This is a genomic window from Herbaspirillum sp. SJZ107, from assembly GCF_006715485.1.
Taxonomy (GTDB): Bacteria; Pseudomonadota; Gammaproteobacteria; order Burkholderiales; family Burkholderiaceae_D; genus Telluria.
On record NZ_VFNH01000001.1, the window covers coordinates 1,673,904 to 1,686,084 of the forward strand.

Genomic DNA, 12,181 nt, shown 5'->3' on the forward strand with positions numbered 1-12,181 from the left:
GATGGGCTTGCCGGCGCTTGCACAGCGTATCTGCAACTTCGCATAATCTATATTATGTCAAATACGCGTTATGGAAAGGCGCCGAAACGCCCTCGGAGCAGTCCTACATGATCCCTTTTCCGTTGACCGACCCGATGATCTCGTCATAGCGCTCGTTATCGGTCTTGTGCAGATACGCCGCCGTCGTCGCGATATTGGCGTGCCCGGCCGTATCCTGCAGCGTCTTCAGCTGCACCCCATTGTTCGCATGGTTGGTCAGCATGCTGTGGCGCAGCCAGTGTGCCGAGGCCTGGCGCAGCGTCGCCGCGGTGTCGCCGTCGCCCTGGGCATCGGCGGCACGTGCGGCGTCGGCGAACATCGCCTTGATCGCTTCCGACGCCGCCTCGTCCGTGATGCGCGCCAGTTCGCGCGAGCGGCTCGACAGGACCAGCGGCGTGCGGTCCGTGCGGCTGCTTTGCGGCAGCAGTTCGAAGGCCTGGCGGTAGTCGCGGAAGGCTTCCAGCATGTCGGGCGGCACCGGCAGGCGGCGCGGTTTATTTCCCTTGCCGGTGACGTCCAGCCACCAGCGGCCGTTGCCTTCGGTGTAGATCGAGCCCATCGAGGCGCTGACGATCTCGTTCAGGCGGGCGCCGGTGTGGGCAAAGGCGACCAGCAGGAACCGGTCGCGCGCGCGGCGCCGGAACGCCGCCGGGGTATCGGCCGGACGGCTGGAAACGGTCTGCAGGGCCAGTGCGATCGCGCCCTGGGTCAGGTAGCGCGTGATCCGGCTGGCCGACGGCGCCCGCACGTTGCGCACCAGTGCACCCGGATTGCGGCGCAAATAGCCGGTCTGTTCGGCAAAGCCCATCAGGCCCTTCACCGCGATCATGGCCTGGCGTCGGCTCGGATCCGACAGCGGTCCGGTGAATGGCCGGTACTGCGGATGGCTGCGCGGCCATTTGGTGGTCGACACCCAGCCAGGTGGCGGATTCTTGAGGAATTCCTTGTAGCTGTTCAGGTCGGCGACATTCAGCTGGACCAGGGTTTTCCTGGCTTCTTCGCGGCACCAGGTCAGGAAGCGGAACAATTCCTTCTGCGTGTTCTGGATCGACTTCGCGCTCAGTTCGCCGTGGGCGATGAACTCCCGCGCCAGTTCGATGTCGGTAGTGGCTTCGGTGATGGCATCGTCGGCCAGGCGGTACATCTTGACGTGCATGCGCCCACTCTCTCCGGTGGCGATCTCTTCCGGTTGGGATGGGCCCAGGTCGATTGGGGTAAAGTCTGGCATACGATGCTTGGGAATACGGTTTGACGGGCTGGTAGGGCTGTATCTATGTACAGTATAGCATTTGCGCTGTTCCGATCTCGAACTCGACAATATATTTGGTAATGTCGAGTTTAAGATTTCAGGAAAAAGACCAATTCTGCTTCCGCCCTGGTGGCAGAAAACGTTCATGCCTCGAAGCCACCTGTTCATGGCCCGTGAATCCAGCTTCGCGTTTGATGGATTCCGGGCTATGAACAGGTGTCCGCAGATAATCACACTGCGGCAGGCCCACGGTCGATCCCGCTCGCGCAGCCCCTGCTCTGCGCGGTCACGTGAAGGATCCCAGGCTGTCAGAAGTTCGCCTTGAACTGCACGCCGAGCGTACGCGGTTCGTTCAAGATGCCGGTCAGGTTGTCGAAGTCGATCGCGCCCACGACCTGCACGCGGTCGGTGATGTTGCGTGCGAAGGCAGCCACTTCGTACTTCCCGTCGCTCCATTTATAGCCGATGCGCGCCCCGCCCTCCACCAGCGAGCGCGCCTTGTATTCCTTGGCCTCGTACAGGAACATATTGTAGGTACTGCGGTAAGCCCAATCGGTCGAAGCCGAGAACACGCCGTTTCCGATCGGCGTGCTGTAGAACAGGGAAAAGTTCGCTTGCCATTTCGGCGCGCGCGGCAGCGGATTGCCATCGATGCGCACCGTGCCGGGGAACGGTCCGGCCGCGTTGGTCACCGTGCATCCTGCGCGTCCGCCGGTATTCGCAAAGTTGCCGCATTGCTGGACGAACAGCGAGGCATCCTTGATCTCGGTGTCGTTGTAGCTCGCGCCGACCGTCATGCGCAGGGCATCGCTCAACACTGCCTGCAGGTCGAGCTCGACGCCCTGCCCGGTCACCTTGTCGGCATTGATGAGCTGGTTCATGTTGATCACGCCGCTGCCCGCGGTTAGCTGCTTGTCCTTGACACGGTATCGGAACACGCTGGCCGAAAGGCGTGCGCGGCGATCGAACAGCTCTTCCTTGATGCCGGCCTCGAACGACAGGGCTTTCTCGGCGCCCGCGAACGACGGCCGGTCCGCCAGGCCGTTCAGGCGGCCCTGCATCGACGGTGCGCGGTAGCCGGTGGCGATGCGGCCGAACAGGTTGGTGTCCTTGTCGAGCGCATAGGTGCCGCTCAGGTCCCAGCTGATGTTGCTGGAGTCGTTATTGATGACGAACGGACCGGCCGTGGTGGCTTCGACGCGCGTGGCCGAAAAATCCTTCGAGTCGCGGGTGTAGCGCAGGCCGCCGCGCACCTTCAGCCTGTCGCTGACGGTGTAGTTCAGCGATCCGAACGCGGCCCACGACTTGGTCGACTGGTCTTGCGTGGCGTAGAACGGATTCTGCGGATTGCCCGGTGCGAGCGAGTCGAAGCTGATGCTGTCGATGCGGATGTCTTCGTTGAAGAAGAACAGGCCGCCAATCCACTGCAACGGACCCGCAATGTTCGACTCGGCACGGAATTCCTGGGTGAACTGCCTATGGTTGGGCAGCACGTCGGCAGTCTCGACGACGAAGGGAATGTAGCCCGGCCCCGTCGGCTGGGCGTACACCGCGCCGTAGCCGCCGTCGACGTCGGCGCGGCTGTAGAATTCCGCCGTTTCGTAGCCGGTAATCGAGTGCAGCGTGACCTGGTCGAGATTCCAGCGCATGCGCAGGCTGGCGCCATGGGTGCGCAGGGTCTGCTTGTTCACGCCGTCGGTCGGGTAGGAATCGTAATCGAATCCATCGATCAGGTCGCTGGTGCCTTGCTTGATGATATTGGCACGGAACAGCGTCGCGTTGTTGTCGAGGTCGCGGGCGTGCACGTTCAGCAGCGCGCTGAAGGCCTTGTTTGGCTGGAACAGCAGCTGGAGGCGGCCGGCGTTGTCGTGATAGCCTTCCAGGTCACGGGTTCCGGTCGGACGCGGATTGTGCACCCGGTCGTCGCGGTTCTGCGACTGCAGCGATACCCGCGCGGCAACGGTCTCGCCCAGCGGGAGATTGAAGACGCCTTCCGCATTCTTGGCGCCGTAGTTGCCGGCACCAATGGTCAGGTAACCTTCGGTCTTGAACACCGGGCGCGCCGAATCGAACTTGATGACGCCGGCGGGCGAATTGCGGCCGAACAGCGTGCCCTGCGGACCACGCAGCACCTCGACTCGTTCCGTGTCGAAGACCGGGAAGCCCTTCAGCATCGGGCTTTCCTGCACGATATCGTCGACCACCAGACCAACCGGTTGCGACGCATTCAGGTCGAAGTCGGTGTTGCCCTGGCCGCGGATGTAGAAACGCGGGAACGAGCGCCCATAGTCGGACTCGATACTGAGGCTGGGCGCACGCCCGGAAAGGAAGCGGATGTCCTGGGCGCCGGCGGTCAAGGTGTCGAGCCGGTCGCCGCTGATGGCAGTGATCGACATTGGCACCTCGCGGATGTTTTCCGCCCGGCGCTGGGCAGTGACGATCACCACATCGAGGCGCTGCGTACCCTGCCCGGCATTTGCCTGCGCGGCAGGCGCGCTTTCCGGCGCGACGCTTTCTTGTGCCCACGCGGTTTGCATGGGGAAAGCGCCAATGATGGCAAGACATACGAGACTACGGCGGCCTGCGCGCGGCAGGGTCATCTGGATTGGCTTCATTCTTTTCCTTGCGTCGTGAGGCCGGCATCGTAAAAGACCGGCCTGCTTGTAAAGACGCAAGTTTAATATTTTGGCATGAGTAGTCCAAGGAAAAGTTCGCACGGCGAGGCTTTTTTGCGAATTTGAACAGGCTGCGGAATCAGGGCGCTCCGCCCTTCTTCGCCGACCGGCATTTCAACCGTGTTTGCACCCATCGCTGACGTACGGGACAATGAGCGAAACGACAACGTCATCCGAAAGGAGCATCGATGAGCATCACGGTCAAGAACACCACGCCGGACACGACCAGGGTCACCCTGTTCGGCGAACTGCAGGACGGCACCTTCGACGCCAAGGTCATGGGCGAAACCGACGTGCCATACACCCGTTACTGGGACAACGAGGTCGAGCAGCGCATGGTCTATATCGAGCCGGATGCGGACCAGCTGAAAGCGATCCTGGCCGCGCTCAACGCGCGCCGCCTGACCATGGAACAGCTGGTCGAATTCGGCAGCGCCGGCGGCGGCACTTCCGACATTCCGGTTTGACTATCTATATAGAGGACGCATCATGAGCAGCACGAACAATACGACCCCGGGCGCCAGCCACACCTCAAGCGACGGCCAGTCGGTCACGATCGGCGTCGGCAATCCGACCAGCGGCGAGGAAGGCGCTACCCTCACCCATGAGACGATGCAGGAAACCGGCGGCAGCGGCGGCGACGCCCTGACCAAGCCGCGGGACCTGGAAACGGCGCCGCCCGCCCCGGTATCGTCCGAGGCCGCGCAGCGCGAGCAGGCCAGCGCAACCGCGGCGCCGGAAGGCGCCGGCAGCGATGCCACCGCGATCGCGCGCGGCTACCAGGACACGCGCAGCGGCCAGGCCGGACGCGGCGAAACCGGCCTGGGTACGCCGGAAACCGGCGGCAACCAGGACGAAAGCGACCTGCCGCCACCGCGCAAGAACTGAGCCGGCCCGGTCAGGCGGCTTGCGCCATGCGCAGGCAGGCGTCGGCGCAGTCGCGGCATGCGCGGGCGCAAGCCTGGCAATGGTCCATCTGGTGCTTGCCGCATTCCTCGGCACAGGCGGTGCAGACTTCGGCGCACAGGCGGCACAGCTGCTGCGCAAAGTCGCTGCCGCGCGCCATGAAGCCGGCGGCCGCGCGGCAGATCTGGGCGCAATCCATGTCGTGGGCGATGCAGCCCGCCATCATTTTTATGTCCTCTTCCTGCAGGCAGGAGGCGGCGCAATAATCGCAGGCGGTTGCACAGGCGTAACAGGCGTCGATACAGGCTTTCAAGGGGTCTTGCAGCATCGTGATCTCCACATCGGCTTGAAAACCACAGCTTAGCATGCATGCATTTGTCCAAATGCGACGTTAGGCCGGAGCAACATGGGGTCGTCGGAACGGCCCCATCTGCGCTTATTTCTGCGGCGCTGGCTTGACCACCGCCCCGCCCTTCATCACGAAGGTCACGCGCGTCAGCTCGGCCGGGTCCTGCAAGGGATCCCCGCCGACCGCGATCAGATCCGCATACTTGCCCGGGCTGACCGAACCGATACGGTCTTTCCACCCCAGCAGGTCGGCACCGTTGATGGTGGCGGCCTGGATCGCCTGCATCGGCGTCATGCCGTACTTGACCATGTAGTAAAACTGGCGCGCATTGTCCCCGTGCGGGTAGACGCCGGCATCGGTGCCGAACGCCATTTTCACGCCGGCGCGGAAGGCTTTCTGGAAGTTCTCGCGCTGGACGCGGCCGACCATCTTTTCCTTTTCCAGCGATTCCGGCAGCATGCCGGCCTTGGCGCCTTCCTGCAGGATGTAGTCGTCGTTGTAGATGTCCATGACCACGTACGTGCCCTTCTCGCGCGCCAGGCGAATGCCTTCGTCGTCGATCAGGCTGCCGTGCTCGACCGAGTCGACGCCGGCCAGGATCGCATCGCGAATGCTGCTGGCGCCGTGCGCGTGGGCCGCCACCTTGCGGCCCAGTTTATGGGCTTCCTCGACGATTGCGCGCATTTCTTCCAGCGTCAGCTGCTGGGCGCCGGCTTCGTCGCCTTTCGAGAGCACGCCGCCCGAGGCGCAGATCTTGATCGTGTCGGCACCGTACTTGGCCATCTCGCGCACCTTGGCGCGCGCCTGCCACGGTCCGTCGGCAACGCCGTTTTCGGTGTAGTGGTAGTCGGCCGGCAGCAGGTTGTTGTCGCAATGGCCGCCGCGGATGCCGATGGCGTAGCCGGCCACGCGCATGCGCGGACCGGTGATCTCGCCGTCGTTGATGGCGTCGCGCAGCGCGATGTCGCCGAAGCCGCCGGCGCCGACGTTGCGCACCGTCGTGAAGCCGGCGTCGAGCGTCAGCTTCGCCGCGTGCACGCCGTACATCGCGGCACGGATGTCGGACACGCCCAGCGACTGGTAGCCGTGCAGCTTGGGGTCGCCGGTCAGGTGGACGTGGGCGTCGATCAGGCCGGGCAGCACGGTCGCGTGCGACAGGTCGATGCGCTCGGCGCCGGCCGGGACCAGCACGTTGGCGGCCGGGCCGACGGCGGTGATGCGTTGGCCGCTGATCAGGATGACCTGGTCGGCCAGCACCTTGCCGGCGACGACGTCGACCAGTTTGCCGGCGCGCACGGCGACCACGTGTTCCGCCGCGGCTGCGGCGTTGGCCTGGCTCTGGGCGCCGGCGGGCATGGACGCGACAGCGCCGAGGGCGGCCAGCATGGCCGCGAGGATGTTGACTTTCATGGACGCGAACTTTCGATGGTGTCGAGGGACGGGGAAACCTGGCTATCGGTGGCGGCCTGCAGCGCCAGCCGCCGCCAGTTGCGCCAGGAGACCACGGCGTTCAGCCAGAAGCCGGCGTACAGGACCGCGGTCAGGTACAGGCCGCGGCTGGCATACAGCGGCACGGCGATGGTATTCACGAGCAGCCAGAAGCCCCAGTTCTCGACGCGGCGCCCCATCATCAGCACCTGGGCGATGATCGAGAACACCAGCACGGTGGAATCGGGGAACGGCGCGAAGGCGTCGGTATGGAAGTGCAGCAGTGCGCCGTAGGCAGCGGTGCCGGCGATGCCGAGCACGGCGGTGCCGATGAGGCCGGCGCGGCTGGCATGGGTGATCGGGAGCGGCTTGCCATGGGCGCCGCGCAGCCAGGTCCACCAGCCGTAGAAGCTGGTGGCGACGAAGAACACCTGCAGCGCCACGTCGGCGTACAGGCGGTTTTCGGAGAACAGTGCGCCGAACAGCGCGCAGCCGATGATGCCGGTCCACCAGGTATGGACGCTGTTACGCCCGGCCAGCACGATGGCAAGGGCGGTAAATATATTGGCCGCGATCTCGAGCGGTCCGATCATCCTGCCCTGCCCCTGCTCAGCTTCATCGATGCTCCTTATTCAAGAAGCATGTACTGTACGCCAGCCGCGCTGTTCCTTGCAAGTAAGTAATTAATAAGGCGACTACAGCTTGATCGTGTCGTGTTCGCTGTCCAGGTCCGGCTTCTGGCCGGTGATCGCGGCCTTGGCCATCGCGAACAGCTGCACCATCTTGCTGTCGTGGTTGTCCCAATACTCGGCCGAGTGCGGATCGACGCGGACCAGCACGGCATGCTCGTCGTCCGGGCCGGCCGGGAACCAGGCCTGGGCACCGGCGTTCCACTTACTGCGGATGAGTTCGCGATCCACCACGCGTTCGGCGGTACCGCTGATCGAGACGTACAGGCTGTCGTCCGGCTTGGCGAAAGCGAGGTTGACCAGCGGACGGTGGGCGATGCAGTTCCACAGGCCGGTCAGGGTCGAGGTGAAGAACCAGATGCCGCCATCCTTGTCGACCTCTTCCTTGGTCATGGGCTGGCTGAGCAGGTGGCCGTGCTGGTCCTGCCAGGTGAACATCGGGAAGCGGACGTCCGCGATCTTGGCGGTCAGGGCGGCGACTTTGTCGCTGTCATGGGTGCTCATGGTGTGTCCTTGTCATATATGGTCGAGCTGTCATTGTGCGCACAATGAGATGCTGCGTCCGTGCGGCGGCGAACCATGGCGCGAATGGCACGTTATGGCCTGATCCGCAGCCTGCAAACAGCCGTGCGATCGGCCTATCGAAGCAATTTTTGAGACGAGTCAACGGTCCCGGAGAGCGGGAAAAATGCCCGCCGGCAGCGCCATATAATGGAGCCATGCGCCAGATTGCCGTGCGCATCGCCGCCGCCAACGAGCATGGAGCAGCCCCCACATGATCCGCCCCGACCGCCATGCAAGCACCGCCACGGCAAGCGCGCCCCATCCCCTGCGCCGGCCCCTGCATACCTGCCGCACGTCCTGTACCGCAGGCTGACGGATGAAACATGGGCGCCAACCATCCTGCCGGGATTCCCATGTCCGCACCGGGCGGACCTGCACGGCTCGTCGTGCACCTCGTGGAAGCCCTGGACAGTGCCGATCTCGAGAACGGCCTGCTCAACCTGATCCGGCACCTGCCGCCCGAGCGCTACCGCCACGCCATCGTCTGCCTGCATGACCGCGGCGACTACCAGGCCGGCATCCGCGAGCACGGCGTCGACGTCGTCAACCTGAACAAGGCCGAGGGCCGCGATCCGCTGCACTACCTGCGCATGTTCCGCGTGCTGCGCCGCCTGCAGCCCGACCTGATCCACACCCGCAACCGTTCCGGCCTCAAGGCGCAGATTATCGCCACACTGGCCGGGGTGCCGCTGCGGGTGCATGCCGAGCACGGCCGCCAGCGCGGCGACGCCGCCGGCGGCGTCAAGCAGGGGCGCACCGGCAAGCGGCTGCCGGGATTGCTGCTGCGACGGCTGCTGTGTCCCTTCATCGACCATTTCATCGCCGTCAGCAGCGACCTCGAGCAATGGCTGGTGGAGTCGGTCGGCGCCGAACCGGCCCGCGTGTCGCAGATCGCGAACGGGGTCGACAGCGTCCAGTTCCACCCGCGTCTGGGCCCGGCCGCGGCGGTGGGTCCGCCCGGCTTCATGCACGACAATGCCTTCGTCATCGGCAGCGTCGGCCGCATGGACGATACCGCCAACCATGCGACACTGGTCGAAGCCTTCCTGCGCCTGATCGCTTCGCCGCACCCGGCCCATGCGCGGCTGCGCCTGCTGATCGTCGGCGACGGTCCGGCGCGCGCGGAGTGCCAGGCCCTGCTCAACCGGGCCGGTGCCGCCCAGCGCGCGTGGCTGCCCGGCACCCGCGCCGACCTGGCCCAGCTGATGCGGGCGATGGACCTGTTCGTGCTGCCCTCGCTGGCCGAAGACCGCTCGAACGCGATCCTGGAAGCGATGGCGAGCGGCCTGCCGGTGGTGGCCACCGCGGTCGGCGGCAATACCGAGCTGGTGCATCCGGGCTTTACCGGCATCCTGGTGCCGCCGATGGCGCCCGAACTGCTGGCCTCGGCGATCGCCGACTATTGCCGCATCCCGGAGATGGCCGTGCGCCACGGCGCGCGCGCGCGCAGCCAGGTCATCGCGCGCCACAGCATGCCGGCCATGGCACGCGACTACCTGGCGGTGTACGATACCCTGATCGATACGCTGACCCACCGCCTCGATGCCGGCACCCGGCCGGCGGCGCCCGGCTTCGACGCCCCCGATGGCGGACGCGAGTCCTGAGGCGGTGTCCAACCTTGACCGAATCGTCTATAGTGATGCCTCTTTACAATTAACGTACCGGCCACGCCGACACCCGTGCGGGCCTACACCAGAGACATGAAATTTGATGTAGCAATCGTCGGCAGCGGCCTGGCCGGCCTGTCGGTGGCCCTGCACCTGGCCCAAACGCGCAAGGTCGCGATCATCTCCAAGCGCGCACTGCTGGACGGCGCCAGCAACTGGGCCCAGGGCGGCATCGCCGCCGTGCTCGATTCCGGCGACAGCCACGACCAGCATATCGCCGACACCCTGGTCGCCGGCGCCGGCCTGTGCGACGAGACGGCCACCCGTTACATCGTCGAGCACGGCCGCGAAGCGATCGAATGGCTGATCGAGCAGGGGGTGCCCTTCACCCGCGATGAGACGGCCGAGCTCGGCTTCCACCTGACCCGCGAAGGCGGCCACAGCCAGCGCCGCATCATCCACGCCGCTGACGCCACCGGCCACGCCGTGCAGGTGACGCTGGAACAGAAGGTGCGCGCGCATCCGAACATCACCTTGTTCGAGCATCACTGCGCGATCGACGTCATCACCTCGGATAAATTGACCCCGACCGGCGTACACAGCGGTGCGCCGGCGCTGGTCGGCCAGCCGCGCTGCCATGGACTGTATGTACAGGACGAGGCCAACGGCAAGGTGCTGACCTTCGAAGCCGAGCACACCGTGCTGGCCACCGGCGGCGCCGGCAAGGTCTATCTGTATACGACCAACCCGGACACCGCCACCGGCGACGGCATCGCGATGGCCTGGCGCGCCGGTTGCCGCGTGTCGAACATGGAATTCATCCAGTTCCACCCGACCTGCCTGTACCATCCGTACGCGAAATCCTTCCTGATCAGCGAAGCGGTGCGCGGCGAAGGCGGCCTGCTGAAACTGCCGCCCGAAGCGGGCGCAGCGGGCGGTACCCGCTTCATGCCGGCCCATGACGAGCGCGGCGAACTGGCCCCGCGCGACGTGGTGGCGCGCGCCATCGACTTCGAGATGAAGAAGCGCGGCCTCGACTACGTGCACCTCGACATCACCCACCAGCCGCCGGAATTCATCCAGGAACACTTCCCGACCATTTATGCGCGCTGCCTGGAGCTGGGCATCGACATCACCAGGGAGCCGATCCCGGTGGTGCCGGCAGTGCACTTTACCTGCGGCGGCGTGGTGACCGACATGGCCGGCCGCACCGACATCCCGGGCCTGTACGCGGTCGGCGAGACCGCCTATACGGGCCTGCACGGCGCCAACCGCCTGGCCAGCAACTCGCTGCTGGAATGCCTGGTCGTCGGCCGCGCCTGCGCGCACCAGATCGCCGCTACCCCGCCGCTGGAGTCGCCCGTGCTGCCGCCGTGGGACGAAAGCCGCGTCACCAATGCCGACGAAGAAGTCGTCATCGCCCACAACTGGGACGAGCTGCGCCGCTTCATGTGGAATTACGTCGGCATCGTACGTACCACCAAGCGCCTGGAACGCGCCCAGCACCGCATCAAGCTGCTGAAGGAAGAGATCGACGAGTACTACCGCAACTTCCGCGTCACCAACGACCTGCTCGAACTGCGCAACCTGGTCGAAGTCGCCGGCCTGATCGTGCGCAGCGCGCTGTCGCGCCACGAAAGCCGCGGCCTGCACTATTCGCGCGACTATCCGGACACGCTGCCCAAGGCCCTGCCGAGCGTCCTGACCCCGCGCAGGCACTGATGACGGCGCCGCACAACACCCAGAAGCTGAGCCCGTCGACGATCCTGCTGCTGAGCGTCCCACCGCTGATGTGGGCCGGCAACGCCATCGTCGGCCGCCTGGTGCGCGAGGCGGTGCCGCCGATGACCCTCAACCTGCTGCGCTGGGCGATTGCCATGGCCGTGCTGGTGCCGCTCGGACGCGCTGCCTTCCGTGCCGGCAGCGGCGTGCTGCTGCACTGGCGCCGCTATGCGGTGCTGGGGCTGCTGGGCATCGGCATGTACAACTCGCTGCAATACCTGGCGTTGCAGAGTTCGACGCCGATCAACGTCACCCTGGTCGCCTCCGGGATGCCGGTGTGGATGATGCTGGTCGGGCGCCTGTTCTTCGGCGTCGCCGTGCGCCGCTGGCAGGTGGCGGGTGCGGTGCTGTCGATCCTGGGCGTACTGGTCGTACTGTGCCGCGGCGACGTCCACCAGCTGCTGGGCCTGCGCCTGGTCGCGGGCGACCTGTACATGATCCTGGCGACCATCGCCTGGTCGTTCTACAGCTGGATGCTGCTGCAGCCGAAGGACGTGCCTGCCCTGCGCAACGACTGGGCCGCCTTCCTGCTGACCCAGGTGGCTTACGGTTTGCTGTGGTCGGGCCTGTTCAGCGGCGTCGAGTGGTCGCTCGGTGCGCATGCGATCGTGTGGAGCGCACCGGTACTGGCGGCCCTGCTGTTCGTGGCGCTGGGGCCGGCGGTGCTGGCCTATGCGCTGTGGGGCGTGGGCGTGGGCCGCGCCGGACCCAGCGTCGGCGCGTTCTTCGTCAACCTGACGCCGCTGTTCGCCGCCTTGCTGTCGTCGGCTTTCCTCGGTGAATCGCCACATGCCTACCACGCCCTGGCCTTTGCGCTGATCGTCGGCGGGATTGCCATCTCCACGCGTCGCTGATCCGTCACTCGGGCGTCATCGGCGGCGCCCAAATGATAC

11 protein-coding genes are annotated in these 12,181 nt (G+C 65.6%); 5 read left to right on the forward strand and 6 right to left on the reverse strand.

Annotated elements, in window-relative coordinates; translation table 11 throughout:
- Nucleotides 1-103: 103 nt before the first annotated feature.
- Together FBX97_RS07530 and FBX97_RS07535 are read right to left on the reverse strand one after the other, a co-directional pair.
- On the reverse strand, nt 104-1,267 hold the full coding sequence (locus FBX97_RS07530; RefSeq protein ID WP_141829988.1) for a site-specific integrase: 1,164 nt from the start codon (nt 1,265-1,267) through the stop codon (nt 104-106).
- Nucleotides 1,268-1,596: 329 nt separating this feature from the next.
- On the reverse strand, nt 1,597-3,825 hold the full coding sequence (locus FBX97_RS07535) for a TonB-dependent receptor (protein ID WP_255517337.1): 2,229 nt from the start codon (nt 3,823-3,825) through the stop codon (nt 1,597-1,599).
- Between the two features lie 326 nt (nt 3,826-4,151).
- On the opposite strand from FBX97_RS07535, the gene FBX97_RS07540 reads away from it, so the two are divergent.
- Both FBX97_RS07540 and FBX97_RS07545 read left to right on the forward strand, forming a co-directional pair.
- A complete protein-coding gene (locus FBX97_RS07540) occupies nt 4,152-4,430 on the forward strand; it encodes a hypothetical protein (RefSeq protein ID WP_141829990.1) in 279 nt (92 codons plus the stop codon).
- Between the two features lie 22 nt (nt 4,431-4,452).
- The gene (locus tag FBX97_RS07545) at nt 4,453-4,851 is read left to right on the forward strand and encodes a hypothetical protein (RefSeq protein ID WP_141829991.1); all 399 of its coding nucleotides are present in this window, start codon (nt 4,453-4,455) and stop codon (nt 4,849-4,851) included.
- A 10-nt stretch (nt 4,852-4,861) separates the two neighbouring features.
- Here the strand turns inward: FBX97_RS07545 and FBX97_RS07550 are convergent, their stop codons facing one another.
- From FBX97_RS07550 to FBX97_RS07565, 4 genes are all read right to left on the reverse strand, one after another.
- Complete coding sequence (locus tag FBX97_RS07550) at nt 4,862-5,197, reverse strand: four-helix bundle copper-binding protein (protein WP_141829993.1); 336 nt, start codon at nt 5,195-5,197, stop codon at nt 4,862-4,864.
- A 108-nt stretch (nt 5,198-5,305) separates the two neighbouring features.
- Nucleotides 5,306-6,628 (reverse strand): amidohydrolase family protein, encoded by a 1,323-nt coding sequence (locus tag FBX97_RS07555; protein ID WP_141829995.1) that lies wholly within the window; start codon nt 6,626-6,628, stop codon nt 5,306-5,308.
- Complete coding sequence (gene pnuC / locus FBX97_RS07560; RefSeq protein WP_141829996.1) at nt 6,625-7,239, reverse strand: nicotinamide riboside transporter PnuC; 615 nt, start codon at nt 7,237-7,239, stop codon at nt 6,625-6,627. The genes FBX97_RS07555 and pnuC overlap by 4 nt, the downstream gene beginning before the upstream one ends.
- A 102-nt stretch (nt 7,240-7,341) precedes the next feature.
- Entirely contained in the window at nt 7,342-7,839 is a 498-nt protein-coding gene (locus FBX97_RS07565; protein ID WP_141829998.1) for a pyridoxamine 5'-phosphate oxidase family protein, read from the reverse strand.
- A gap of 383 nt (nt 7,840-8,222) precedes the next feature.
- Between FBX97_RS07565 and FBX97_RS07570 the strand changes: the two genes are divergently transcribed.
- From FBX97_RS07570 to FBX97_RS07580, 3 genes are all read left to right on the forward strand, one after another.
- On the forward strand, nt 8,223-9,503 hold the full coding sequence (locus tag FBX97_RS07570; RefSeq protein ID WP_141830000.1) for a TIGR03088 family PEP-CTERM/XrtA system glycosyltransferase: 1,281 nt from the start codon (nt 8,223-8,225) through the stop codon (nt 9,501-9,503).
- 96 nt (nt 9,504-9,599) lie between these two features.
- Nucleotides 9,600-11,228, forward strand: a complete 1,629-nt coding sequence (nadB, locus tag FBX97_RS07575; protein ID WP_141830003.1) for an L-aspartate oxidase — start codon at nt 9,600-9,602, stop codon at nt 11,226-11,228.
- Nucleotides 11,228-12,142 (forward strand): DMT family transporter, encoded by a 915-nt coding sequence (locus FBX97_RS07580; RefSeq protein WP_141830005.1) that lies wholly within the window; start codon nt 11,228-11,230, stop codon nt 12,140-12,142. Before nadB ends, FBX97_RS07580 begins: the two co-directional genes overlap by 1 nt.
- The last annotated feature ends 39 nt before the right edge of the window (nt 12,143-12,181 follow it).

Bases quoted from the DNA above. Each gene is read 5' to 3' on its own strand.
- FBX97_RS07530 (WP_141829988.1), bottom strand. From the start codon at position 1,267: ATGCCAGACTTTACCCCAATCGACCTGGGCCCATCCCAACCGGAAGAG.
- FBX97_RS07535 (WP_255517337.1), bottom strand. From the start codon at position 3,825: ATGCAAACCGCGTGGGCACAAGAAAGCGTCGCGCCGGAAAGCGCGCCT.
- FBX97_RS07540 (WP_141829990.1), top strand. From the start codon at position 4,152: ATGAGCATCACGGTCAAGAACACCACGCCGGACACGACCAGGGTCACC.
- FBX97_RS07545 (WP_141829991.1), top strand. From the start codon at position 4,453: ATGAGCAGCACGAACAATACGACCCCGGGCGCCAGCCACACCTCAAGC.
- FBX97_RS07550 (WP_141829993.1), bottom strand. From the start codon at position 5,197: ATGCTGCAAGACCCCTTGAAAGCCTGTATCGACGCCTGTTACGCCTGT.
- FBX97_RS07555 (WP_141829995.1), bottom strand. From the start codon at position 6,628: ATGAAAGTCAACATCCTCGCGGCCATGCTGGCCGCCCTCGGCGCTGTC.
- pnuC (WP_141829996.1), bottom strand. From the start codon at position 7,239: ATGATCGGACCGCTCGAGATCGCGGCCAATATATTTACCGCCCTTGCC.
- FBX97_RS07565 (WP_141829998.1), bottom strand. From the start codon at position 7,839: ATGAGCACCCATGACAGCGACAAAGTCGCCGCCCTGACCGCCAAGATC.
- FBX97_RS07570 (WP_141830000.1), top strand. From the start codon at position 8,223: ATGGGCGCCAACCATCCTGCCGGGATTCCCATGTCCGCACCGGGCGGA.
- nadB (WP_141830003.1), top strand. From the start codon at position 9,600: ATGAAATTTGATGTAGCAATCGTCGGCAGCGGCCTGGCCGGCCTGTCG.
- FBX97_RS07580 (WP_141830005.1), top strand. From the start codon at position 11,228: ATGACGGCGCCGCACAACACCCAGAAGCTGAGCCCGTCGACGATCCTG.